The organism is Escherichia sp. WS1118, assembly GCF_046487695.1.
Classification (GTDB): Bacteria; Pseudomonadota; Gammaproteobacteria; order Enterobacterales; family Enterobacteriaceae; genus Escherichia; species Escherichia coli.
Genome location: NZ_JBJQIZ010000013.1, coordinates 15,439 through 39,840, shown reverse-complemented (window position 1 = coordinate 39,840; position 24,402 = coordinate 15,439). Strand labels below are relative to the sequence as shown.

At 50.1% G+C, this 24,402-nt stretch carries 21 protein-coding genes; 4 read left to right on the top strand and 17 right to left on the bottom strand.

All coding sequences use genetic code 11. The features are described 5' to 3' along the window. Positions 1-8: 8 nt before the first annotated feature. On the top strand, positions 9-788 hold the full coding sequence (gene elyC / locus ACJHYO_RS19590; RefSeq protein ID WP_085455263.1) for an envelope biogenesis factor ElyC: 780 nt from the start codon (positions 9-11) through the stop codon (positions 786-788). Here the strand turns inward: elyC and ACJHYO_RS19585 are convergent. From ACJHYO_RS19585 to ACJHYO_RS19520, 14 genes are all read right to left on the bottom strand, one after another. Next, a complete protein-coding gene (locus ACJHYO_RS19585; protein WP_000436922.1) occupies positions 765-1,658 on the bottom strand; it encodes a YcbJ family phosphotransferase in 894 nt (297 codons plus the stop codon). The two genes, elyC and ACJHYO_RS19585, sit on opposite strands and share 24 nt — an antisense overlap. Before the next feature lie 153 nt (positions 1,659-1,811). Beyond that, complete coding sequence (kdsB, locus tag ACJHYO_RS19580) at positions 1,812-2,558, bottom strand: 3-deoxy-manno-octulosonate cytidylyltransferase (protein WP_000011612.1); 747 nt, start codon at positions 2,556-2,558, stop codon at positions 1,812-1,814. Continuing rightward, positions 2,555-2,737: a protein YcaR gene (gene ycaR, locus ACJHYO_RS19575; protein ID WP_000350072.1), complete on the bottom strand. Its 183-nt coding sequence runs from the start codon at positions 2,735-2,737 to the stop codon at positions 2,555-2,557. Before ycaR ends, kdsB begins: the two co-directional genes overlap by 4 nt. Positions 2,738-2,788: 51 nt before the next feature. Next, a complete protein-coding gene (gene ycaQ, locus ACJHYO_RS19570) occupies positions 2,789-4,021 on the bottom strand; it encodes a crosslink repair DNA glycosylase YcaQ (protein ID WP_000056511.1) in 1,233 nt (410 codons plus the stop codon). A 36-nt stretch (positions 4,022-4,057) separates the two neighbouring features. Then, positions 4,058-5,044, bottom strand: coding sequence for a tetraacyldisaccharide 4'-kinase (gene lpxK, locus ACJHYO_RS19565; RefSeq protein WP_000570512.1), 987 nt, complete (start codon positions 5,042-5,044; stop codon positions 4,058-4,060). Next, positions 5,041-6,789: a lipid A ABC transporter ATP-binding protein/permease MsbA gene (msbA, locus tag ACJHYO_RS19560; protein ID WP_000551259.1), complete on the bottom strand. Its 1,749-nt coding sequence runs from the start codon at positions 6,787-6,789 to the stop codon at positions 5,041-5,043. Before msbA ends, lpxK begins: the two co-directional genes overlap by 4 nt. 36 nt (positions 6,790-6,825) lie before the next feature. Then, positions 6,826-9,090: a ComEC family protein gene (locus ACJHYO_RS19555; protein ID WP_085455262.1), complete on the bottom strand. Its 2,265-nt coding sequence runs from the start codon at positions 9,088-9,090 to the stop codon at positions 6,826-6,828. Between the two features lie 205 nt (positions 9,091-9,295). Beyond that, positions 9,296-9,580, bottom strand: a complete 285-nt coding sequence (gene ihfB / locus ACJHYO_RS19550) for an integration host factor subunit beta (protein ID WP_000167336.1) — start codon at positions 9,578-9,580, stop codon at positions 9,296-9,298. 159 nt (positions 9,581-9,739) lie between these two features. Continuing rightward, positions 9,740-11,413 carry a 30S ribosomal protein S1 gene (rpsA, locus tag ACJHYO_RS19545; protein ID WP_000140327.1) on the bottom strand — a complete coding sequence of 558 codons (1,674 nt, stop codon included), beginning with the start codon at positions 11,411-11,413 and terminating at the stop codon, positions 9,740-9,742. Between the two features lie 110 nt (positions 11,414-11,523). Then, on the bottom strand, positions 11,524-12,207 hold the full coding sequence (gene cmk / locus ACJHYO_RS19540) for a (d)CMP kinase (RefSeq protein WP_001524427.1): 684 nt from the start codon (positions 12,205-12,207) through the stop codon (positions 11,524-11,526). A gap of 172 nt (positions 12,208-12,379) precedes the next feature. Beyond that, positions 12,380-13,144 (bottom strand): metallopeptidase YcaL, encoded by a 765-nt coding sequence (ycaL, locus tag ACJHYO_RS19535; protein ID WP_001313710.1) that lies wholly within the window; start codon positions 13,142-13,144, stop codon positions 12,380-12,382. 169 nt (positions 13,145-13,313) lie between these two features. Then, positions 13,314-14,597, bottom strand: a complete 1,284-nt coding sequence (aroA, locus tag ACJHYO_RS19530; protein ID WP_001764391.1) for a 3-phosphoshikimate 1-carboxyvinyltransferase — start codon at positions 14,595-14,597, stop codon at positions 13,314-13,316. A gap of 70 nt (positions 14,598-14,667) precedes the next feature. Continuing rightward, positions 14,668-15,756, bottom strand: a complete 1,089-nt coding sequence (gene serC / locus ACJHYO_RS19525) for a 3-phosphoserine/phosphohydroxythreonine transaminase (protein WP_000057159.1) — start codon at positions 15,754-15,756, stop codon at positions 14,668-14,670. A gap of 198 nt (positions 15,757-15,954) precedes the next feature. Further along, a complete protein-coding gene (locus ACJHYO_RS19520; protein WP_000642856.1) occupies positions 15,955-16,647 on the bottom strand; it encodes a DUF421 domain-containing protein in 693 nt (230 codons plus the stop codon). Between the two features lie 129 nt (positions 16,648-16,776). Here ACJHYO_RS19520 and ycaO point away from each other — a divergent pair, with 129 nt between their 5' ends. The 3 genes from ycaO (at position 16,777) to pflB (ending at position 22,137) form a co-directional block, all read left to right on the top strand. After that, entirely contained in the window at positions 16,777-18,537 is a 1,761-nt protein-coding gene (gene ycaO, locus ACJHYO_RS19515) for a 30S ribosomal protein S12 methylthiotransferase accessory factor YcaO (protein WP_000194829.1), read from the top strand. A gap of 405 nt (positions 18,538-18,942) precedes the next feature. Continuing rightward, positions 18,943-19,800 carry a formate transporter FocA gene (gene focA, locus ACJHYO_RS19510; protein ID WP_000642546.1) on the top strand — a complete coding sequence of 286 codons (858 nt, stop codon included), beginning with the start codon at positions 18,943-18,945 and terminating at the stop codon, positions 19,798-19,800. A 54-nt stretch (positions 19,801-19,854) separates the two neighbouring features. Next, on the top strand, positions 19,855-22,137 hold the full coding sequence (gene pflB / locus ACJHYO_RS19505) for a formate C-acetyltransferase (protein ID WP_001292822.1): 2,283 nt from the start codon (positions 19,855-19,857) through the stop codon (positions 22,135-22,137). Between the two features lie 318 nt (positions 22,138-22,455). Here pflB and ogrK read toward each other — a convergent pair whose 3' ends face one another. The 3 genes from ogrK to ACJHYO_RS19490 all read right to left on the bottom strand — a co-directional run bounded on the left by ogrK (position 22,456) and on the right by ACJHYO_RS19490 (position 24,398). Next, positions 22,456-22,674: a prophage transcriptional regulator OgrK gene (gene ogrK, locus ACJHYO_RS19500; RefSeq protein WP_000468308.1), complete on the bottom strand. Its 219-nt coding sequence runs from the start codon at positions 22,672-22,674 to the stop codon at positions 22,456-22,458. An 81-nt stretch (positions 22,675-22,755) separates the two neighbouring features. Continuing rightward, a complete protein-coding gene (locus tag ACJHYO_RS19495) occupies positions 22,756-23,919 on the bottom strand; it encodes a phage late control D family protein (protein ID WP_000882941.1) in 1,164 nt (387 codons plus the stop codon). After that, positions 23,919-24,398, bottom strand: a complete 480-nt coding sequence (locus tag ACJHYO_RS19490) for a phage tail protein (RefSeq protein WP_000978905.1) — start codon at positions 24,396-24,398, stop codon at positions 23,919-23,921. Before ACJHYO_RS19490 ends, ACJHYO_RS19495 begins: the two co-directional genes overlap by 1 nt. Positions 24,399-24,402: the final 4 nt, after the last annotated feature.

Sequence of the window (24,402 nt, the reverse complement as noted above, 5' to 3'; positions counted from 1 at the left end):
CAGAAAGGATGCTTTTTACACTGAAAAAAGTGATTGGCAATATGTTGCTGCCACTTCCGCTGATGTTGTTGATTATTGGCGCTGGCCTGGCGCTGCTGTGGTTTAGCCGTTTTCAAAAAACCGGGAAGATTTTTATTAGCATTGGGTGGCTGGCGCTCTTGTTATTGAGTTTGCAACCGGTAGCCGACCGCCTGCTGCGTCCCATCGAAAGCACCTATCCGACATGGAATAATTCGCAAAAAGTGGACTATATCGTGGTGCTCGGAGGTGGTTATACCTGGAACCCGCAGTGGGCACCAAGCTCGAATTTAATCAATAACAGTCTGCCCCGCCTGAATGAAGGTATTCGCTTATGGCGCGAAAATCCGGGATCAAAACTGATCTTCACGGGAGGCGTAGCAAAAACCAATACGGTGAGTACAGCCGAAGTAGGTGCAAGAGTTGCGCAATCGCTGGGCGTGCCGTGCGAGCAAATTATCACTCTGGATTTGCCAAAAGATACCGAAGAAGAAGCTGCGGCAGTGAAACAGGCAATTGGTGACGCCCCTTTCCTGCTGGTGACCTCCGCATCACATCTGCCGCGGGCGATGATCTTTTTTCAGCAGGAAGGGCTAAATCCGCTGCCAGCCCCGGCGAATCAGTTGGCCATCGACTCGCCGCTTAATCCGTGGGAACGGGCAATCCCTTCTCCGGTTTGGTTGATGCATAGCGATCGTGTTGGCTATGAAACGCTTGGCCGCATCTGGCAGTGGCTAAAAGGTTCGTCAGGCGAGCCACGGCAAGAGTGATTTTGATGCCAGATCGAAGTTACGCCGACTAAATCGTCCGGTGTTGACCAGTTGCGCAACTTCATCCCATAACACATACAACCAACGCCGCCAGATGAACGACTCCGCCACTGGCGCGCGTTGCAGATAACTCCAGAGCAAATCTTCCGCCAGAGAATTATCCATTAGTCGGAACAGTTCGTATTCTCGCGGTGCCCAAAGCATTAGTCCCGGTCCGACCATCGCCAGTAACTGATCGCTGCGCGAATCTTTCAGCATGCTACGTAAACAGAAGTTACCGTGAATCAGTACACAATTGTCGTTAAAGCCTTCAAATAATGCCGGGAGACATTCGCGAGTGCGAAACAGGATCCGCTTATCCTGCATCGTTAGACCGGTGTTATTGAACTGATTGAGCGTGGTCCATAGCACTTCAACATGTTGCCGGTACCATGAGGGCCAGAAATTTTCCTGAGTATTGTCGACCGCGCCGACGCAACCGCGACTGTCCTGACGGTGCCAGGCCAGTAAGGCTTCAACGATTTGATCTTTGAGTTGTTCCCAGCGTTCTGGTGTTCGGGCTGGTGCCTCCACCGAAACACCACGCATTCGCTCCAGTAGCAGGACATCGGGGCCGGGGTGTTCTTCATGCGTCATCACACCATAAATAGTCGGCATACGGACAGTCCCACTTCTTGCCAGCATGGTGGTTTTCCATGCCAGTTGTCGGGCTTTTCCGGGCGTACTAAAGCTTCTTGCCATTAACGGCATTGGGTTTCCCTGGCTGTCATACAAAGCCCACAACGCCGTATCCGCTTTTTCATTGACGCACTCAATACGACTGAGTTTTTCGCCCAGTAAATGGCTTAATTCGGCACGCAGCTGTTCCATTCAGATTACCCTCATAAAAGCTACTGCTTTCATAATGAGCGCCAATATAAAAGATGTCACCTGAATGAGATCAATTGTTGAAAAGAAAAATTGAGGAAAATCGTAACGGTACGACACTCCTCCCAAAATTGGCTGGAGTGTCGTGAAGTGAAATTAGCGCATTTCAGCGCGAACGCGCTCGAGATCTTCAGGGGTATCCACACCTGTGCCAGGAACTTCCTGGGCGACAGCAACATGGATTTTTTCGCCGTACCACAGAACACGAAGCTGCTCTAACATTTCGATGTGTTCTAACGGACTTGGCTGCCAGTTGACGTAACGACGGATAAAGCCTGCACGGTAGCCATAAATACCAAGATGACGCAGGAAGTTATCGCCAACGGTTTCAAGGCCTTTTGCAAAACGATCACGATCCCAAGGAATGGTGGCGCGAGAGAAGTACAGTGCATACCCTTCAGCGTCGAGGACCACTTTCACCGCATTCGGGTTAAACGCTTCCTCCGCATTGTGGATTGGCACCGCCAGAGTCGCCATACCCACCTGACGCTGGGCGAGATTATCAGCAACCTGACGAATGATTGTCGCAGGGATCATCGGTTCATCCCCCTGCACATTAACGATCACCGTGTCGTCGCTGAATGCGCATTTTTCGACAACTTCCGCCAGACGTTCTGTTCCTGACTGATGATCGGCGCGCGTCATACATACTTCACCGCCAGCGGCTTCAACAGCGCGGGCAACATCCTCATGATCGGTTGCCACGATGATGCGCTCGGCACCTGATTCGCGCGCGCGTTCAAGAACATGAACAATCATGGGTTTGCCGTTAATATCAACCAATGGTTTACCGGGCAGACGCGTGGACGCGTAGCGCGCGGGAATAATGACCACAAAACTCATGATTTACTCTCATCAGCAGTCAGCACGCGGGCTTCCGTTTCCAGCAACACTGGAATACCATCGCGCAGCGGGAAAGCCAGGTTGTCCAGTTTGCAAATAAGTTCTTGTTTTTCCTGGTTATACCAAAGTTTTCCGTTGCAAACCGGGCAGGCAATGATTTCAGGCAGACGATGATCCATAGTTCCTCCAGATGGATCGGGTTATGAATGCATAAATCTTATCATAATCATTTATGCGACGGGGTCTATTTCCCAGCCGGTGCGGCAATCAGTAAAGAGGCCTTGCGGGCAGCGTCCTAATGTCACCCGCGTTGCCTGCTGCCAGTTAGCGAAATCAGTAATCGCCTGACGTAACCCTTTTTGCAGCGTTGTCGTTGGTTTAATGCCTTCCTGTAACCACAGAGAGATAACTTCAAGGATGCCTGTCTGGCGATGCATTTTGGCATCCATTCGCCCAACTAATTGCCCACGATGTAATAACGGCAGAACAAAATAGCCATACTGGCGTTTCGGCGCTGGGGTATAGCACTCCAGCCGGTAGCTAAAATCAAAAAGCTGCTCTGCGCGTTTGCGATCCCAGACAACAGGATCAAAAGGCGAAAGTACCGCGCTGTGCGTTGCAGTGAGCTTTCCGGCGAGCGCACGCTCGAGTAGCGGCAGCAAATCAGCATGCAGCCAAAGATTGCCCAATTTTTCAACATGCACAGCAATGATTTGCTGCAGTTCAGCCCTCGCTTCGCGCCAAGCCGCCAGTGCCGGACGTTTCAGCCGATAGTAATCTGCCAGCCACTGTTCGCGGAATATGCCCAGGCTACGCGCACTGTTATCCAGCATGATGATTTCTGCTTCTGCTTGCGAAACGAGATCGCGCTCATCATCCCAGTCAGGCATGACACGGTGAGTTAAATCATAAACGCGCTGGAAGTTGCGCCGTTCAATCACCATCACCTTTCCGGCAGTAAATAAACCTTCCAGATGTCGTTTATGCGGCTTCCACTCCCACCAGCCGCTCGCCCCTTTACGAGGATGCTCGAAATCGGCTGAACGTACCGGCCCCTTATCATGAATATGCTGAATTAACTGTGCAATTTCCGCCGCATGTTCCTGCATCCAGGCGTCTTTGTATTTCCAGCCCATTTTTTCAGGTGCCAGCATGCGGTGGCGAATAAGACGAAAATCGCTACGCGGCATAAAGCAGGCTTCATGCGCCCAGTATTCCATTAATTCGCCACGCGCCAGAGACTCATCCAGCCACTGGGCAGGATAATTTCCCAGACGACTGAAAAGCACCAGATATGGGCTACGGGCAACAATATTAATGGTATCGATTTGCAGCAAGGACATGCGGGAGATCGTTGCCGGAATATCCTCCAACGACGCTCGACGGCGGGGTTTGTTTAACAGGCCTTGCGCGGCGAGGTGAAGATTACGCGCATCAGCAAGAGAGAGGTGCGGCAGCGACATTCATGACTCCATCAATCGAACGCTGCCGCGGCGTAACTAGTTGCCAGAAGCCAGCGAGGTTAGTTGCGCAAGCAGTTTCGCTGGTTCATCACCTGAAAGCTGTGCGTCTACAGGCAAATACCACCAATTTTCTTCTGCAAAGGCCCGGCATTTCACCGCATCTTTTTCAGTCATTACCAGCGTTTGCCCGGCGCTTACCAACGCGCTGACATCCGCATGATTCAAAGACTGATGATCGGCCAGCGGTACACATTTTTCCGGTTGTACGCCACACATCTTCAGCGTGGCAAAAAAGCGCGGCGGATGTCCAATCCCCGCCATCGCCACTACATGTTCAAGCTGAGCAACGTCACAACGAGTACCGGTACGTAAATTCACCGCCTGACCCGGCAGCAGATGCATGGGGATTTCACCGCTGCGGGGGACACCGCCGTTGACGATTACCGCATCAACCGACTTTAAGCGCCCCGCTCGCTCACGCATTGGCCCCGCCGGCAACCACCAGCCATTGCCAAAGCGACGCACACCATCAATAACGACAATTTCCACATCACGCGCCAGACGATAATGCTGTAAACCATCGTCGGTTACGATGATCTGCACATCAGGGTGTTGCGCCAGAATGGCATTTACCGCGTCAGAACGCACGGGAGAAACCGCAACAGGTGCGCCAGTGCGTTGATAAATCAACACAGGTTCATCACCCGCCTGTGCTGTGGTGGTATCTGCCGACAATAACAGCGGATAAGATTCAGCCTTACCACCATATCCCCGCGATACAACCCCCACGCGAATACCGCGCTGTTGCAGCTGTTCCACCAGCCAGACAACGACCGGGGTTTTTCCGTTGCCGCCTGCGGTGAGATTACCAACCACGACAACCGGTATGGGGGCACGCCAGGCGCGCTTCAGTTTTAGTTTATAGCAAAGACGGATCGCGCCACTCACCAGGCCATACAACCAGGAGAGTGGCAGCAATAGCCGCCATAAAGGGGATTCACCAGACCAGATTTTTTCGATCATTGGCCAAACTGCATTTTGTGAAGTTGCGCGTAAACGCCACGGTGCTCAAGCAAATCGTTATGCGTACCGCGTTCCACAATGACACCATCCTCGACAACCACGATTTCGTCTGCCTTTTCAATGGTAGACAAGCGGTGGGCAATCACCAGAGAGGTACGGTTTTTCTGCAACTCATCCAGTGCCGCCTGAATCGCACGTTCGGATTCGGTATCCAACGCCGAGGTAGCTTCGTCCAGAATCAGTATCGGGCTATCACGCAACAAGGCTCGAGCGATAGCAATACGCTGACGCTGACCGCCAGAGAGCAACACGCCGTTTTCACCAATGACTGTATCGAGACCGTTATCCATCTTATTGATGAAGTCCATGGCGTAGGCCATACGCGCAGCTTCTTCAATTTGCTCACGGCTGTACTGTTCAGTCCTTGCGTAAGCAATGTTGTTGGCAACCGTATCGTTAAACAGATGGACATTCTGCGACACCAGAGCAACCTGGTTACGTAATGACGCCAGGGTATACTCGCGCAGATCGTGACCATCCATCAGGATTTCGCCTTCATCAATATCGTAAAAACGTGTGATTAGGCTGGCGATGGTTGATTTACCTGAACCAGATCGTCCAACCAGAGCAACCGTCTTCCCTGCCGGAATTTTCAGGTTGATGTTACGCAATGCGGGCACGTCACGTCCTGGATAAGTAAAGGTGACATTGCGAAATTCCACGTCGCCAGTTGCACGCTCGATCACGCGCTTACCTTCGTCTTTCTCCTGCTCACTGTCCAGAATGGTAAACAGCGTCTGACAAGCCGCCATACCACGCTGGAACTGGGCGTTAACGTTGGTCAGCGATTTCAGCGGACGCATAAGTGCAATCATTGAAGAGAAAACAACGGTAATCGTACCGGCAGTCAGGCTATCCATGACACTTGGGAAGCTTGCTGCATACAGAACAAACGCCAGCGCCAAAGAGGCGATCAGCTGAATGATCGGATCAGAGATAGAAGAGGCTGAAACCATTTTCATCCCCTGAAGACGCATTCGGTTACTGACTTTATCGAAGCGTTTCGTTTCCACTTCCTGACCACCGAAAATCAATACTTCTTTATGGCCTTTCAGCATTTGTTCGGCGCTGGTGGTCACCTGCCCCATGGTGTTCTGCATGTTTTTACTGATGTTGCGAAAACGCTTCGATACAACGCGAATCGCAATCGAAACAATCGGTGCCAGCACAATCAAAATGATCGACAGTTGCCAACTGTAATAGAACATCATGATGAACAGGCCGATGATCGACGCACCTTCACGCACAACAGTAATCAGTGCGCCGGAAGAAGAAGAAGCGACCTGTTCGGAATCGTAGGTGATACGTGACAACAGCGTACCCGTTGACTGTTTGTCAAAGAATGAAACCGGCATTCCCATCATGTGACCAAACAGGCGGCGACGCATAGTCATTACCACCTTTCCTGATACCCAGGAGATACAGTAGCTGGAGATATAGCTGGTGATACCACGTAAAATCATCAGCCCGATCACCACCAGCGGCATCCACATCAGCACGGAGCGATCTGTTTTACCAAAGCCATCATCAAGAAGTGGCTTAAGGAGCGATAACATGAAGGTATCGCTGGCTGCGTTGAGGATTAACGCTACGCCCGCCACGATCAGACCCGCTTTAAAAGGCGCAATGGTTGGCCACAGTCGGCGGAACGTCTGCCACGTAGAGAGATCTTTGTCGTTATGCATTCAAAAAACCAGCATTTGTTGAAATAGCCGCATATTCTACCCGTTATCCACTGGCACGCCAAACCACTGATGATACCAACGAGGTAAAATTTGCTCTCTGAGGCTGCTAATCCGCCAGCCTTGCGCTGAAAAATTGACCGTTATTTGACCCTGATGTGGAGTATCAAGCCACTTATAACCCTGTTGTTGATAGCGATGTTTAACTTTGCTTGAGGGCAGTCGCCATGCGTTATAGCGCGATGCCGATGCGAGTGCCACTTTTCCATTCACTCGCTGAATTAATGGCAACGATGATGAGGTATTACTGCCATGGTGAGGTACCTGAAGTAATGTTGCCTGCATTTGCTGCCAGTAACGGCTTAGCATCTTTTGTTCAGCGGGGGCTTCAATATCACCGGTTAGAAGAATGCTATTCGTCCCGTCATCAATCTTAACCACACAGGAATGGTTATTTCCTTTATCGTTGCTACCTTGTAAAGGCCAGTGCGCGCTGAAACGCAATCCTTGCCATTGCCACGCTTCACCACGCACACAGGGCTGATGATGTTCCCAGTTTAACGGACTTCGGATCCATAACATCGGCCATGTGTGCAATATTGAGTCCAGCCCTCCCCGGTGATCCAGATGTTCATGACTCAAAATAACGCCTTCCGGTTCAAGATTATGCCAGTGGAGCCAGGGGATAATCAGTTGTTGCCCACTATCCCCTTCGGGCCAGGCCAGTCCCGTGTCATAGAGAATCGCTTTGCCGTTTCGCGCAATGACCATTGCCAGCCCTTGCCCGACATCAAGCATGTACACTTGCCACTCGTCAGGTCGAGGTTTTTGCCACAGCGGCAAGCACATCAGCAAGCCTACAGCCACACACATTGCTGGCAACGTTCGCCAGGCGTTTAATCGCCATACCACCAGTAAGAACCATGGGGAAAATGTTAGCCATTGCCAACGTTCAGCAATGTTGATCCACCCTTCCGGCAAACTCTTTAACCCCCAGAAAAGTAAAGCCAAAGACCGGTCGGCAAGAAACCATAACCCTTGTTCCAGAATAAACGGCCCGCTTAAATGCACAACCATCGCGGCGAGAATCAACGGAACCGTGATAAATGTCACCAGGGGAATTGCAAAAAGATTTGCAATAAACGAGGTCAGACTAATGCCATGAAATATGACAATTTGCACGGGCATAAGCAGGAGGGTGATTCCCAGTTGCAGATGGATGAGGGAAACAACCACGCGCAATACCGGCGGCAGCTGCCACTCCGGACAGGGAAACCACTGATACCAAAAAATCAGTGCCGCGACCGCAGCGGCAGAGAGCCATAAACTTTGCGAGAGAATGGCAACAGGATCCATCAGCAAAATTGCCGCCAGACAACATATCCATACATCCCAGCCACTCCATTGTCGTCCACTTAACTTAAGCATTCCCCAAATGGCAAGCGCCACCACGGTACGCAATGCAGGAGGTTGCATTCCCGTAAGCCAGGCATAAAAAGCAGCACAGCAGATTCCACCAATTAATGGCATTTGCCAGTGGATCCAGCACCCAGGCAGAAAAACTTGCCCACCGCGAATGAGTCCTGCAGCCAGCAACGCCGCAAAAGCGATGTGCAATCCTGATATTGCCATTAAATGCGCCGTTCCAGTATCACGCATGATATTTTTGATTTCTTTGGGGACGGATAACCGTTCCCCCATACCTAATCCAAGAATAACCGCGTTCCACATATAGGGTTGCAGCGTTGTTTGTAGTGACGCCAGATACTGTGCACGCAGGCTACAATTCGGTTCAATGACACTTGCCTGCAGAAAACGGCCGGTGAGCGGTTGATGCTGGGCAATGGCATAACGCTGGCTATCAAAGCCGCCATCATTAAGTTGACCATGAACTGCACGAACTTTGAGTTTCATTGACCATACTTGTCCGGCACAAACCGCTTGCGGAAGATATTCGCCATACAGTACGAGGCCTGGCGCAGGGAATATACGTCGACCTTGTAGATGAGTAATTTGACCGTAATGAGTGGTCATGCCGTCAGTAGCAATGATCTCAACAATTGCATCCTGCGTCGCGCCAGTTAAGGTTTCTCCTGCCCACAAAATTTGCTTTGCTGCTAATATGCCCCAAACGAAAAACAGCAACGTCAGCACGATATAACGGACGGTTTTAACAGGGATAAATGCCAGTACACAGGCGAAGATAGTCAGAAACGCAAGGGTTACTGTCCCAGGCAATTGGGGCAAAATCAGCAACGGAAAAATTCCGCAAATTATGCATACGCCGACTGTCGTTATTTTCATGCACCCTCCCTGTTTATAGAAAGTGTGCAACTTTGTTGAACGGTTGTCTGGTGGGAGTTTTGCGTTCCCCGAGGCACGTTCAGAAGAATTTAACGATAGGGTGAAAACTGCTCAAAACTCTGCGAGGCAGCTTCCAGTTCCAGATTAGAGAAATGAAAAAAGCACCCGACAGGTGCTTTTCTCGCGTTCAAGTTTGAGTAAAAACTTAACCGTAAATATTGGCGCGATCGCGCAGTTCTTTACCTGGTTTAAAGTGAGGAACGTATTTTCCTTCCAGTTCTACTTTATCGCCAGTCTTCGGATTACGTCCGGTACGTGGTGCGCGGTAGTGCAAAGAGAAACTGCCGAAACCGCGGATTTCAATACGCTCGCCCTGCGCAAGAGTCGAGGCCATATGCTCCAGCATCTCTTTTACTGCATCTTCAACCGTCTTGGCGGGAATGTGCGATTGCTGGGTGGCAAGTCTTTCTATCAATTCTGACTTGGTCATGATTCCTCCGGTTCCTTAAAGGCAAATTAAGCGGCTGCTGTTGCTGCATTGATTAAGGGCGGCCGTAGCCGCCCTTAGTGCTTGATTACAGGACGAAACCTGCAATCTGTCAAGTAAACTCAACAAACTTCGGAATAAAAATCCCGAAGAGTCAGAGAATTACTCGCCTTTAGCTGCTTTGAAAGCTTCAGCCATTGCGTTGTTGGAGAAGTTTGCATCTTCCTGTTTGTTAACAGTTGCGATTGCATCTTTCTCGTCAGCTTCGTCTTTCGCACGAACAGACAGGCTGATTGCGCGGTTTTTACGATCAACGCCGGTGAATTTAGCTTCAACTTCGTCGCCAACGCTCAGAACCAGGGTAGCGTCTTCAACGCGGTCACGGGATGCTTCAGAAGCACGCAGGTAACCTTCAACGCCGTCAGCCAGTTCTACGGTTGCGCCTTTAGCGTCAACTGCAGTTACTTTACCGGTTACGATAGCGCCTTTCTTGTTCAGAGCAACCCAGTTGTTGAACGGATCTTCTGCGAGCTGTTTAACGCCCAGGGAGATACGTTCACGTTCTGCGTCAACCTGCAGAACAACTGCAGCGATTTCGTCGCCTTTTTTGTATTCACGAACTGCTTCTTCGCCTGCAACGTTCCAGGAGATGTCAGACAGGTGAACCAGGCCGTCGATGCCGCCATCCAGGCCGATGAAGATACCGAAGTCAGTGATAGACTTGATTTTACCTTCAACACGGTCGCCCTTGTTGTGGGTTTCCGCGAACTGCTGCCACGGGTTAGCTTTGCACTGTTTCAGACCCAGGGAGATACGACGACGTTCTTCGTCGATATCCAGAACCATAACTTCCACTACATCGCCAACGTTAACAACTTTGGACGGGTGGATGTTTTTGTTGGTCCAATCCATTTCGGAAACGTGTACCAGGCCTTCAACGCCTTCTTCGATTTCAACGAAGCAGCCGTAGTCGGTCAGGTTGGTCACGCGACCAGTCAGTTTGGTACCTTCCGGATAACGTTTAGCGATAGCTACCCACGGATCTTCGCCCAGCTGTTTCAGGCCCAGGGATACACGGGTACGTTCGCGGTCGAACTTCAGCACTTTAACAGTGATTTCGTCGCCCACGTTGACGATTTCGCTCGGATGCTTAACGCGTTTCCAGGCCATGTCAGTGATGTGCAGCAGGCCGTCAACGCCGCCCAGATCAACGAATGCACCGTAGTCAGTGAGGTTCTTAACGATACCTTTAACTTCCATGCCTTCCTGCAGGTTTTCCAGCAGCTGATCGCGCTCTGCGCTGTTTTCGGATTCGATAACGGCACGACGAGAAACAACAACGTTGTTGCGCTTCTGATCCAGCTTGATTACTTTGAATTCAAGCTCTTTGCCTTCCAGGTGCAGAGTGTCACGCACCGGACGAACGTCTACCAGAGAACCTGGCAGGAACGCACGAATACCGTTCAGCTCAACAGTGAAGCCGCCCTTAACTTTGCCGTTGATAACACCGGTAACAGTTTCAGCATCTTCGTAAGCTTTTTCCAGCGTGATCCAGGCTTCGTGACGTTTAGCTTTCTCACGGGACAGCAGAGTTTCACCGAAGCCGTCTTCTACTGCGTCCAGAGCAACGTCAACTTCGTCACCTACCTGGATTTCCAGCTCGCCCTGGGCGTTTTTGAACTGCTCAGCCGGGATGGCGGACTCAGATTTCAGACCAGCGTCAACCAGTACTACGTCTTTGTCGATAGCAACAACAACGCCACGAACGATAGAACCCGGGCGGGTTTCGATTTCTTTTAAGGACTCTTCAAAGAGTTGAGCAAAAGATTCAGTCATGTTTAATCTTCAGGTTTATATTTAACGTCCACCTGGCTCCATGCCGGATGGGGTTGTTTAACATACCCGCTGTCATTCCATTGCAACGGGGGTACTGCAAATTCGGTCGCTTATGCGAGAGCCAATTTCTGGCGCGCGTATTGTAGCGCTTTTTCAATCACTTGCTCAATGCTTAAGGTGGTGGAATCCAACACTAAAGCATCGACTGCCGGAACCAGTGGCGCTACCGCTCGGTTACGATCGCGGTCGTCGCGTTCTTTGATCTCGGCCAAAAGGCGCTCAAAGTTAACACTAAAGCCCTTCTCCTGCAACTGTAGCATGCGGCGATGCGCACGTTCTTCCGAGGAGGCGTCAAGGAAAATTTTCACTGGCGCATCAGGGAATACCACCGTTCCCATGTCGCGGCCATCGGCAATCAGGCCTGGTAATTCGCGAAACGCGCGTTGGCGACGCAATAATGCTTCACGAACGCGTGGGAATGCCGCGACTTGTGAAGCAGCATTCGCCACTTCCTGAGTACGAATTTCGCCGCTGACATCTTCCCCTTCGAGGATCACTTCCAGATTACCGTTGGTTGACACAAAACGTACATCCAGATGGGATGCCAGCGGCACCAGCGCATCTTCCGATGCAACATCAACATGGTGATGTAATGCCGCTAGTGCCAGTACGCGATAAATTGCACCCGAATCCAGCAGATGCCATTGCAACGCTTCCGCCATAGCCTTACACAAGGTGCCTTTCCCTGCACCGCTTGGGCCATCAATGGTAATAACCGGGGCAATTGCCGTCATCTTTATCTCCTTAAAACAGGCGTACCGTTAACATAACCGCGCGCATTATACGCGCCGACGCCACAAATCGTTAACGTTGTGTGCAAAAACCAGTTTTGTCTGTATTCAGATGGGGATTTATTGCGCAATTATAGCGGGCTGGCAGAAGACCAGCCCGAAAGATGACAATGATTTACTTACCAGAGGCGATACGATCACGGATGTGTTGCGCACGCTCTGTTGATGGTGGGTGAGAATCAAACATGGACTGGGTGCGACCGCCATCCAGGCTGGCCAGTTTTTCAAAGCTACCAACCAGCCCCTGGGTACTGATGCCACGTTTCTTCAACAGATCAAAAGAGAAATCATCTGCTTCGGATTCTTTATCACGGGAGTATTTAGCATTGATAGCGCCTTCTGCGATATCACCTAATTGTGAACGGGAAAGCTGGGAAGCCACACCGCTGGTAGCTGAAATGGCATCGCGTGCGGCCACGATCGCATAAGAAGCTTTCATTTCAGCCAGCGAGTGACCCAACGCGACGTGGCCCAGTTCATGGCCCAGAACGCCTTCAATTTCGTTGTCGTTCATCATGTCCATCAGGCCACTGTAGACACGAACACAACCGTTCGCCATCGCCCATGCGTTGACGTCGCTGGTCATATAAACCTTATAGTTGACTGGCGTGCCATTAATATTGTTACCCAATGCTTTGGCGATTTTTGCCAGACGTTTCCCGTACTTGCTGGATTTGCTTGCCACTTTATTGCCGCTGTCCATTTCGACACAGCCCTGATTGGCGATTGCTTTAGCATCAGCATCGCTTAATGTTGCGGCTTTATAAGCATTCAGACCTGAGCTGATAGCCAAATCGGTATTAATACCGTGCGTATTCTGACATCCTGTCAGTAAGGCTGCAGAGGTCGCAATCGCCAGCAATAATTTAGTATTCTTCATGTGAATCATCCGTTGATTAATTATATATAAACATTATGTATCAACAAGTTACATTGATAATTAACGCTACCATTAATAAAAATACCCCACAAGGTCCGAAAAAAAACGCCGGCAATGTGCCGACGTCTTTGAAAAGAAAGGATTGTCTATGTTATCGCCCGTTATTCATTCAGCCGGGTTGACTTATCCGCGCCAATTGCTCGAAATAGTCTGGAAAAGTTTTAGCGGTACATTTTGGATCAAGAATCGTCACAGGCGTATCTGATAATGCGACCAGCGAGAAACACATCGCCATCCGGTGATCATTATAAGTGGCGATCTCAGCAAATTTCAGTTTTTCCGGTGGCGTAATGCGAATGAAATCATGCCCCTCTTCGACTTCCGCACCGACTTTACGCAGTTCTGTTGCCATCGCAAACAGGCGATCGGTCTCTTTAACACGCCAGTTATAGATATTGCGCAGCGTGGTGGTGCCTTTTGCAAATAACGCCGCGGTGGCAATGGTCATCGCCGCATCGGGAATATGGTTCATATCCATATCAATGGCGTTCAGTTCACCACGCGTGCAGGAAATATAATCATCGCCCCAGCAAATGGTCGCGCCCATTTTTTCCAGAACATCAGCAAAGCGAATATCACCCTGCATACTGTTGCGTCCAATGCCGGTCACTTTTACAGTGCCGCCTCTGATTGCTGCTGCTGCCAGGAAATAAGAAGCCGAAGATGCATCGCCTTCAACCAAATAAGTGCCCGGAGACTGGTAAGACTGCCCCCCTTTTACGACAAATTGTTGATAGTGCTGATTTTCAATTTCAACACCAAACGTCTTCATCAGATTGAGTGTGATGTCGATATAAGGTTTAGAAACCAGATCGCCTTTAATACGAATCACCGTATCTTCCGGCGCAAGAGGTGCAGTCATTAACAGTGCGGTGAGGAACTGGCTTGAAACGGAGCCATCAACATCAACGTTGCCGCCAGTAAAGCCGCCCTGTAAACGCAATGGCGGATAATTTTCTTGTTCCAGGTAAGTGATCTTCGCCCCGCCCTGGCGCAGCGCATCCACCAGATGACCAATCGGGCGTTCTTTCATTCGCGGTTCACCGGTCAGTACAATATCATTGCTACCCAGGCAAAGTGCTGCCGCCAGCGGACGCATTGCCGTTCCGGCGTTACCGAGGAACAACTCCCGGGCACTTTCTGCGTGTAATGGCCCACCGTTACCGATAATTTCGCAACGCGTACGATCGGCTGAAAGCGTATAGTTTACCCCTAACGCTGTTAATGCATTCAGCATATGGCGCACGTCATCGCTATCCAGCAGATTGGTTAATACTGTTTTGCCGTGTGCTAATGCTGCCAGCAATAAAGCGCGGTTAGAAACGCTCTTGGAACCGGGCAGATTAATAGTGCCATCGACACGAGCGATGGGTTGTAACGTTAGGGATTCCATGAACTCAACTCTCTACAACAGAAATAAAAACCCCACAGGCTGGCTGTGGGGATTATGCAAAATTTCGACATTAGCCGTGACGGCGTTCGAACTCAACCATGAAGTCTGTCAGCGCTTTAACGCCTTCCAGTGGCATGGCGTTATAAATAGACGCACGCATTCCGCCGACCACTCGGTGGCCTTTCAGCGCATGTAAGCCCGCAGCGAAAGACTCTTCGAGGAACAATTTATCAAGCGCGCTATCCGCCAACTGGAACGGCACGTTCATCCGCGAACGGTTAGCTTTCGCCACATCATTGCGGTAGAAATCGCTGTTATCAATCACCCCATACAGCAGTTCTGCTTTTTGCTGATTGATCTTATCCATTGCAACCACACCGCCGTTCGCTTTCAGCCATTTGAAGACCAGGCCAGATAAGTACCAGGCAAATGTCGGCGGCGTGTTGAACATGGAATCGTTATCGTTGAGGATGGAGTAATCCAGAATCGATGGGCAGGCGATATTCGCTTTGCCCAGCAAATCTTCACGAACGATGACGATTGTCAGGCCAGCCGGGCCGATATTTTTCTGCGCGCCAGCGTAAATTACACCATAACGGCTGACATCAATCGGACGGGAAAGAATGGTTGAAGAGAAGTCAGCGGCGACCACCACGTCTTTACCGAAGTCTGGTGTTTCATCGATAGCGATACCGTCAATGGTTTCGTTCGGGCAGTAATGCATATAAGCAGCATTATCAGAGAGTTGCCATTCACTCATTGGCTTAACTGCGCGAAGACCATCAACGGTCACTTTCGCATCAAACACATTTGGTGTGCAGTATTTTTTCGCTTCTTTGATAGCACTTGCTGCCCAGTAACCCGCATCAACATAATCTGCAGTGGTTTTATCACCAAGAATATTCAGCGGTACAGCAGCAAATTGACCGCGACCACCGCCATGGCAGAACAATACCTTGTAGTTGGAGGGGACGTTAAGAAGATCGCGAAAATCCTTCTCGGCTTCCTCTGCAACCTGAATGAACTCTTTGCCACGGTGACTCACTTCCATCACCGACGTACCAAGACCGTTCCAGTCGCGCAGTTCCTGTTGAGCCTGTTTAAGCACCTCTGCCGGTAGCATTGCCGGACCAGAACTAAAATTGAAGATTTGAGCCATTTCCCCTCACCACGTTGCGTTGCCATTAACCCGCGGTCAATCAATTGCGACCACAGGCAATACATTATTCCAGTGGCTATCGGTTTTATCATTCAGTGACACACATCGCAATGAGTAAAACCGTTGAGGGCAAAAATGTGGCTTGCATCACACAAAAGAATCTCTCGGATTATTAGCAAAAAGCCGATGTTTTTGCTGTCAGGTCACCCGTTTAGCTCGACTTGCCTTCGTCCATTCTGGATTTGCACAGCGCGGACATAATTGTTTTTCCCCCGCGTTCATATGAATGATTTCACTGCAACGGATGCAGGCATAGTCCGCCGACTCCGGCACCACTTTGTAACGCTGAGTACAGTCACTGGGTAAAATAAGTAATCCCGGTTTCACCTTGTCATCTTCAAAGAAATAAACACTGATTTGCCCGTTGGTTTCGAGAATCGCCAGACGTACCTGCCCCAACTGCTCTACACCGCGCAATCGTAGCTCCATAAAGAACTCAAATTCCGTCATGTTGGAGTTATTGAGTTTCGACCAGGCCAGCTCGCCATCTTCAATAATGACAACCGGCTTGCCTTCCAGAAGATATTCCAGTTTTTCACTGTGCGCCATCAACCACATTACCAGGCGGTATAACAACGCCAGAGTAATAAAGACGATAAGTACCGGGACCATCGGCACATCATCATAAAACGCCACATCTCCCGCCGCTGAACCCAGTGTCAGAATGATTAACACTTCAAACAGCGACATCTGCCGCACACCGCGTCTTCCGGTCATTTTGAGGAACAAAAAAACCAGTACAAAGGTATAAAGACTACGTAGTGCAACTTCGCCAAGGAAATCAAAAGGCACTTTATCAAATGCCATACGGTGGAGATCGAACGCCTTCATTTTTATGCTCTTATCGTGGTTTATCCGCTAAAAGCATAGCCAACAGTTCATCGGCATGGCGGCGGTGATAGCGCCTTTGAGATAAAACCCGTATTATTGCGCGCTTTCCGTACGACTAAAGTGATTTTCATGACGCAAACATTTATCCCCGGCAAAGATGCCGCTCTGGAAGATTCCATCGCACGCTTCCAGCAAAAACTTTCAGACCTCGGTTTTCAGATTGAAGAGGCCTCCTGGCTGAATCCCGTGCCTAATGTCTGGTCTGTACATATTCGCGACAAAGAGTGCGCACTGTGTTTTACCAACGGTAAAGGCGCAACCAAAAAAGCGGCGCTGGCTTCTGCCCTCGGTGAATATTTCGAGCGTCTCTCAACCAACTACTTTTTTGCGGACTTCTGGCTGGGCGAAACCATCGCCAACGGCCCATTCGTGCATTATCCCAACGAAAAATGGTTCCCACTGACCGAAAATGACGATGTACCAGAAGGGCTGCTCGATGACCGTCTGCGCGCATTTTACGATCCGGAGAATGAACTGACCGGTAGTATGCTGATTGACCTGCAATCCGGTAACGAAGATCGTGGTATTTGCGGTCTACCGTTTACGCGCCAGTCCGACAATCAGACCATTTATATTCCGATGAATATCATTGGTAACTTGTACGTTTCTAACGGTATGTCTGCTGGCAATACCCGTAACGAAGCACGCGTTCAGGGGTTGTCCGAAGTTTTCGAACGTTACGTGAAAAACCGCATTATTGCTGAAAGCATCAGCTTGCCGGAAATCCCGGCAGACGTGCTGGCACGTTATCCAGCAGTAGTTGAAGCGATCGAAACGCTGGAAGCGGAAGGTTTCCCGATCTTCGCTTATGACGGTTCGCTTGGCGGCCAGTATCCGGTGATTTGCGTGGTACTGTTCAATCCTGCTAACGGTACCTGCTTTGCCTCATTCGGTGCGCATCCTGATTTTGGCGTTGCACTGGAACGTACCGTGACCGAGCTGCTGCAAGGTCGTGGCCTGAAAGATCTGGATGTGTTTACTCCACCAACCTTCGATGATGAAGAAGTCGCTGAACATACCAACCTCGAAACGCACTTTATCGATTCCAGCGGTTTAATCTCCTGGGACCTGTTCAAGCAGGATGCCGATTATCCGTTTGTTGACTGGAGCTTCTCCGGCACCACGGAAGAAGAGTTCGCCACGCTGATGGCTATCTTCAAAAAGGAAGATAAAGAAGTTTATATTGCCGATTACGAGCATCTGGGTGTCTACGCTTGCCGTATTATCGTGCCTGGCATGTCCGATATTTATCCGGCTGAAGATCTGTGGCTGGCGAATAACAGTATGGGCAGCCATTTACGTGAAACGATTCTTTCGCTACCAGGTAGCGAGTGGGAAAAGGAAGATTACCTGAACCTCATCGAGCAACTGGATGAAGAAGGTTTTGATGACTTTACCCGCGTGCGTGAACTGTTGGGTCTGGCGACCGGGTCGGATAACGGCTGGTACACTCTGCGTATCGGTGAATTAAAAGCCATGCTGGCGCTGGCTGGTGGCGATCTGGAACAGGCTCTGGTCTGGACCGAATGGACGATGGAGTTTAACTCATCAGTATTCAGCCCGGAACGCGCCAATTATTATCGCTGCCTGCAAACGTTGTTATTACTGGCGCAGGAAGAAGATCGCCAGCCGCTGCAATATCTGAATGCGTTTGTTCGCATGTACGGCGCAGATGCCGTGGAAGCCGCCAGTGCGGCAATGAGCGGCGAAGCGGCGTTTTATGGCTTGCAACCAGTAGATAGCGATCTGCACGCGTTTGCTGCACATCAGTCGTTGTTGAAGGCCTACGAAAAGCTGCAGCGCGCCAAAGCAGCATTCTGGGCAAAATAAAATCAAATAGCCTACGCAATGTAGGCTTAATGATTCGTCTGAGTTATATTACGGGGCGTTTTTTTAATGCCCCGCTTTACATATATTTGCATTAATAAAATAATTGTAATTATAAGGTTAAATATCGGTAATTTGTATTTAATAAATACGATCGATATTGTTACTTTATTCGCCAGGTGCTCCCTTTTAATTAACTGTTTTAGCGGAGGATGCGGAAAAAATTCAACTCATTTGTTAATTTTTAAAATTTATTTTTATTTGGATAATCAAATATTTACTCCGTATTTGCATAAAAACCATGCGAGTTACGGGCCTATAAGCCAGGCGAGATATGATCTATATCAATTTCTCATCTATAATGCTTTGTTAGTATCTCGTCGCCGACTTAATAAAGAGAGAGTTAGTGTGAAAGCTGACAACCCTTTTGATCTTTTACTTCCTGCTGCAATGGCCAAAGTGGCCGAAGAGGCAGGTGTCTATAAAGCAACGAAACATCCGCTTAAGACTTTCTATCTGGCGATTACCGCCGGTGTTTTCATCTCAATCGCATTCGTCTTCTATATCACAGCAACCACTGGCACAGGTACAATGCCCTTCGGCATGGCAAAACTGGTTGGCGGCATTTGCTTCTCTCTGGGGTTGATTCTTTGTGTTGTCTGCGGAGCCGATCTCTTTACTTCCACAGTGTTGATTGTTGTTGCCAAGGCGAGTGGGCGCATCACCTGGGGTCAGTTGGCGAAAAACTGGCTAAATGTTTATTTTGGCAACCTGGTCGGCGCACTGCTGTTTGTACTTTTAATGTGGCTTTCCGGCGAGTATATGACCGCAAATGGTCAATGGGGACTAAACGTCCTACAAACCGCCGACCACAAAGTGCACCATACTTTTATTGAGGCCGTCTGTCTTGGTATCCTGGCGAACCTGATGGTATGTCTGGCAGTATGGATGAGTTATTCTGGCCGCAGCCTGATGGACAAAGCGTTCATTATGGTGCTGCCGGTCGCGATGTTTGTTGCCAGCGGTTTTGAGCACAGTATCGCAAACATGTTTATGATCCCGATGGGTATTGTAATCCGCGACTTCGCATCTCCGGAATTCTGGACCGCTGTCGGTTCTGCACCGGAAAATTTTTCTCACCTGACCGTGATGAATTTCATCACTGATAACCTGATTCCGGTTACGATCGGTAATATTATCGGCGGTGGTTTGTTGGTTGGGTTGACATACTGGGTCATTTACCTGCGTGAAAACGATCACCATTAATGGTTGTCGAAGTACGCAGTAAATAAAAAATCCACTTAAGAAGGTAGGTGTTACATGTCCGAGCTTAATGAAAAGTTAGCCACAGCCTGGGAAGGTTTTACCAAAGGTGACTGGCAGAATGAAGTAAACGTCCGTGACTTCATTCAGAAAAACTACACTCCGTACGAGGGTGACGAGTCCTTCCTGGCTGGCGCTACTGAAGCGACCACCACCCTGTGGGACAAAGTAATGGAAGGCGTTAAACTGGAAAACCGCACTCACGCGCCAGTTGACTTTGACACCGCTGTTGCTTCCACCATCACCTCTCACGACGCTGGTTACATCAACAAGCAGCTTGAGAAAATCGTTGGTCTGCAGACTGAAGCTCCGCTGAAACGTGCTCTTATCCCGTTCGGTGGTATCAAAATGATCGAAGGTTCCTGCAAAGCGTACAACCGCGAACTGGACCCGATGATCAAAAAAATCTTCACTGAATACCGTAAAACTCACAACCAGGGCGTGTTCGACGTTTACACTCCGGACATCCTGCGTTGCCGTAAATCCGGTGTTCTGACCGGTCTGCCAGATGCTTATGGCCGTGGTCGTATCATCGGTGACTACCGTCGCGTTGCGCTGTACGGTATCGACTACCTGATGAAAGACAAACTTGCACAGTTCACCTCTCTGCAGGCTGATCTGGAAAACGGCGTAAACCTGGAACAGACTATCCGTCTGCGCGAAGAAATCGCTGAACAGCACCGCGCTCTGGGTCAGATGAAAGAAATGGCTGCGAAATACGGCTACGACATCTCTGGTCCGGCTACCAACGCTCAGGAAGCTATCCAGTGGACTTACTTCGGCTACCTGGCTGCTGTTAAGTCTCAGAACGGTGCTGCAATGTCCTTCGGTCGTACCTCCACCTTCCTGGATGTGTACATCGAACGTGACCTGAAAGCTGGCAAGATCACCGAACAAGAAGCGCAGGAAATGGTTGACCACCTGGTCATGAAACTGCGTATGGTTCGCTTCCTGCGTACTCCGGAATACGATGAACTGTTCTCTGGCGACCCGATCTGGGCAACCGAATCTATCGGTGGTATGGGCCTCGACGGTCGTACCCTGGTTACCAAAAACAGCTTCCGTTTCCTGAACACCCTGTACACCATGGGTCCGTCTCCGGAACCGAACATGACCATTCTGTGGTCTGAAAAACTGCCGCTGAACTTCAAGAAATTCGCCGCTAAAGTGTCCATCGACACCTCTTCTCTGCAGTATGAGAACGATGACCTGATGCGTCCGGACTTCAACAACGATGACTACGCTATTGCTTGCTGCGTAAGCCCGATGATCGTTGGTAAACAAATGCAGTTCTTCGGTGCGCGTGCAAACCTGGCGAAAACCATGCTGTACGCAATCAACGGCGGCGTTGACGAAAAACTGAAAATGCAGGTTGGTCCGAAGTCTGAACCGATCAAAGGCGATGTCCTGAACTATGATGAAGTGATGGAGCGCATGGATCACTTCATGGACTGGCTGGCTAAACAGTACATCACTGCACTGAACATCATCCACTACATGCACGACAAGTACAGCTACGAAGCCTCTCTGATGGCGCTGCACGACCGTGACGTTATCCGCACCATGGCATGTGGTATCGCTGGTCTGTCCGTTGCTGCTGACTCCCTGTCTGCAATCAAATATGCGAAAGTTAAACCGATTCGTGACGAAGACGGTCTGGCTATCGACTTCGAAATCGAAGGCGAATACCCGCAGTTTGGTAACAACGATCCGCGTGTAGATGACCTGGCTGTTGACCTGGTAGAACGTTTCATGAAGAAAATTCAGAAACTGCACACCTACCGTGACGCTATCCCGACTCAGTCTGTTCTGACCATCACTTCTAACGTTGTGTATGGTAAGAAAACTGGTAACACCCCAGACGGTCGTCGTGCTGGCGCGCCGTTCGGACCGGGTGCTAACCCGATGCACGGTCGTGACCAGAAAGGTGCTGTAGCGTCTCTGACTTCCGTTGCTAAACTGCCGTTTGCTTACGCTAAAGATGGTATCTCCTACACCTTCTCTATCGTTCCGAACGCACTGGGTAAAGACGACGAAGTTCGTAAGACCAACCTGGCTGGTCTGATGGATGGTTACTTCCACCACGAAGCATCCATCGAAGGTGGTCAGCACCTGAACGTTAACGTGATGAACCGTGAAATGCTGCTCGACGCGATGGAAAACCCGGAAAAATATCCGCAGCTGACCATCCGTGTATCTGGCTACGCAGTACGTTTCAACTCGCTGACTAAAGAACAGCAGCAGGACGTTATTACTCGTACCTTCACTCAATCTATGTAATTAGATTTGACTGAAATCGTACAGTAAAAAGCGTACAATAAAGGCTCCACGAAAGTGGGGCCTTTTTTAGCACGAGAGCCTTTTTTGTCAGCTATCTATACTTTAAGGTGACTGCCAAAACAGACTCGACGTAGCCTTCGAGCTGCGCACCAACACGGCCTCAGATGGGCCACATCTGGAGAAACACCGCAATGTCAGTTATTGGTGACATTTTTTGATATCTAATCACATGAAATAAAAGGATTTATTTCTGGTCACGTCCACACATTGACCACATCGACAAAAAAGCCCCTCGACTGAGGGGCTTCCTGTTTGTAATTACATCCACATAATTTGCTGCCCTGACGGCAACGGGTGCGGCCTTACGGCGTGGACTTCTCCCGGCTTCACGATGTATCGCTGTACCGACTCATAAGTGATGAACGTGGCGCTGCAATTCACGTTCTGACACTGGTGATAACGCTCTTTTGTCGTGTCAGTGATATAGCGACTTGTACGCGCATGTGCGGCATGCTGGCATAAAGGACAATGAAACATCGCGAGCACCTCTTCCGGTTTTGTTGATGGTGCCATTTTAGTTAATTTATCCTTATAAAACAAACAGATAAAATAAAAACATTACTCATCATCTTCGGTTTCGTACTCCACATCAGAAAGCCTGACCTCAAGCTCTAAGGACGTCGTGAAGCCGCTATTATTCAGAAAATGTGTCACCTTAGTGATTGTCCAGTCCTGCTCGTCTATGACGCGCTTAAAGCCTGACACTCTGACCGGTGTTTCCGTGTAAATATCAGCACGACCAGTGGCAAGGCTGATGGAGAACTCCGCAACACCCCGTTGCAGCTTATCCCACTTCGCCTGAGCGGCGCGCATGGCCTGCGCTTTCGTGGCATATACCGTGGTCAGGGCAAAAACGTTGTCAGCCTCACCGGCCATGTATTCACCTTCGCGCGCTTCCGGTACTTTTGGCGCTTTCTTCTGCGTGACTGGTTTCGCTTTCGGGTGCTCCAGTGCGCGCAGGTGTTTTTCTTTCTTTTTGCGTTTCAGTTTTACCTTCTGCTTTTGCGGCTTCGGGTCTTTGGTGTGAAGCCACTTTGCCGTTACGCCGGTATAGGCTCCACGGTCAGCAATCGCAAAATGATGACGATCGCCGTCGCTGCGGGTGATGGTGACCTGCGGGATTTTTTTACCGCTGGCCGTCACCCCCTGCCCCGCTTTGAGAAACAGCAGTTTTCCCATTTTTACCGACACCTCACCGCCGTTGCGTTCTGCAAGACGGGTCAGAAATTTCGCATCAGACTCCTGCGACTGGTCGATGTGCGGGATTTTAATTCCGGCCAGTGACGGAGCGACACTGGCTTCCAGCCTGTTACGGGAGGCTATCGCCTCAACAATCGCACCGAGCGTGGTGTCATGCCATGAGCCTTCACGGCGGGAATTGAGCGTCCCGCGAAAATCTGCACTCCGGGCGCGGATGGTGACCACATCCGGTGCGCCCCGGTGTTCAACCTCATCAACGGTAAATTTCCCTTTGCATACCAGGGCAAAACCTTTCCAGCCGATATACACCGTCAGGACAGCGCCACGAATCGGTAGTCCGACCTGCCCGTCGGCATCGTTCAGTTCAATATCAAGCTGGTCAGCCTCAAAGCCCCGGTTATCCGTCAGGGTCATGCTCATCAGACGGTCGCTGATATTGCCGGTAATATCCCTGCTGTCGAGCATCAGCATGTAATCCGGCGTCAGCGTACTGCCTGCATCAAATGTCAGTGCATCCAGCATTATCCCGCCCCCGTCATACCCGTGAATTTAGTCGCCATACTGCCAGCCTTACCGATGAGCGACTCCGCCTGTTTACCGATATCGCCATAAAGCGCGGCCAGTGATTCATCAACGCGGGTGAGCGACAGCGTAAAATCAATTTTCCGGGGTGTGCCATCTGCAAAGAAAATACTCCCTGTTTCACTCACCTTGCTGATGACATACATGCCGTAAATCATGCCGGTGCCATCCAGCAACGGCCACGCCCGGCCTTCCTCTGCCATCAGCCTGAGCGTGGTCATCGTCAGCTTTCCGCCGGTCAGTTCGGGATAAAGCACACCGGCAAGCGTGATGTTTTCCTCACCAACGCCGAGAAACTGGTAGGCATCCCGTTTACCGATACGGGAATTTGACGGCCAGCGATAATCTGATTCACGCTGCATGGTCTGGTGTGGCAGCGTCTGGCGCATAAAAACAAACATACCTAACGCGAGCATCATTTTT

Excerpts from the sequence above, each read along its gene's own strand:
- rpsA (WP_000140327.1), bottom strand. The coding sequence starts at position 11,413 with ATGACTGAATCTTTTGCTCAACTCTTTGAAGAGTCCTTAAAAGAAATC.
- pflB (WP_001292822.1), top strand. The coding sequence starts at position 19,855 with ATGTCCGAGCTTAATGAAAAGTTAGCCACAGCCTGGGAAGGTTTTACC.
- ACJHYO_RS19520 (WP_000642856.1), bottom strand. The coding sequence starts at position 16,647 with ATGAAGGCGTTCGATCTCCACCGTATGGCATTTGATAAAGTGCCTTTT.
- msbA (WP_000551259.1), bottom strand. The coding sequence starts at position 6,789 with ATGCATAACGACAAAGATCTCTCTACGTGGCAGACGTTCCGCCGACTG.
- ycaQ (WP_000056511.1), bottom strand. The coding sequence starts at position 4,021 with ATGTCGCTGCCGCACCTCTCTCTTGCTGATGCGCGTAATCTTCACCTC.
- ycaL (WP_001313710.1), bottom strand. The coding sequence starts at position 13,144 with ATGAAGAATACTAAATTATTGCTGGCGATTGCGACCTCTGCAGCCTTA.
- ihfB (WP_000167336.1), bottom strand. The coding sequence starts at position 9,580 with ATGACCAAGTCAGAATTGATAGAAAGACTTGCCACCCAGCAATCGCAC.
- aroA (WP_001764391.1), bottom strand. The coding sequence starts at position 14,597 with ATGGAATCCCTAACGTTACAACCCATCGCTCGTGTCGATGGCACTATT.
- ACJHYO_RS19555 (WP_085455262.1), bottom strand. The coding sequence starts at position 9,090 with ATGAAAATAACGACAGTCGGCGTATGCATAATTTGCGGAATTTTTCCG.
- ycaO (WP_000194829.1), top strand. The coding sequence starts at position 16,777 with ATGACGCAAACATTTATCCCCGGCAAAGATGCCGCTCTGGAAGATTCC.
- ACJHYO_RS19495 (WP_000882941.1), bottom strand. The coding sequence starts at position 23,919 with ATGCTGGATGCACTGACATTTGATGCAGGCAGTACGCTGACGCCGGAT.
- ycaR (WP_000350072.1), bottom strand. The coding sequence starts at position 2,737 with ATGGATCATCGTCTGCCTGAAATCATTGCCTGCCCGGTTTGCAACGGA.
- elyC (WP_085455263.1), top strand. The coding sequence starts at position 9 with ATGCTTTTTACACTGAAAAAAGTGATTGGCAATATGTTGCTGCCACTT.
- ogrK (WP_000468308.1), bottom strand. The coding sequence starts at position 22,674 with ATGTTTCATTGTCCTTTATGCCAGCATGCCGCACATGCGCGTACAAGT.
- lpxK (WP_000570512.1), bottom strand. The coding sequence starts at position 5,044 with ATGATCGAAAAAATCTGGTCTGGTGAATCCCCTTTATGGCGGCTATTG.
- cmk (WP_001524427.1), bottom strand. The coding sequence starts at position 12,207 with ATGACGGCAATTGCCCCGGTTATTACCATTGATGGCCCAAGCGGTGCA.
- ACJHYO_RS19490 (WP_000978905.1), bottom strand. The coding sequence starts at position 24,398 with ATGATGCTCGCGTTAGGTATGTTTGTTTTTATGCGCCAGACGCTGCCA.
- kdsB (WP_000011612.1), bottom strand. The coding sequence starts at position 2,558 with ATGAGTTTTGTGGTCATTATTCCCGCGCGCTACGCGTCCACGCGTCTG.
- serC (WP_000057159.1), bottom strand. The coding sequence starts at position 15,756 with ATGGCTCAAATCTTCAATTTTAGTTCTGGTCCGGCAATGCTACCGGCA.
- ACJHYO_RS19585 (WP_000436922.1), bottom strand. The coding sequence starts at position 1,658 with ATGGAACAGCTGCGTGCCGAATTAAGCCATTTACTGGGCGAAAAACTC.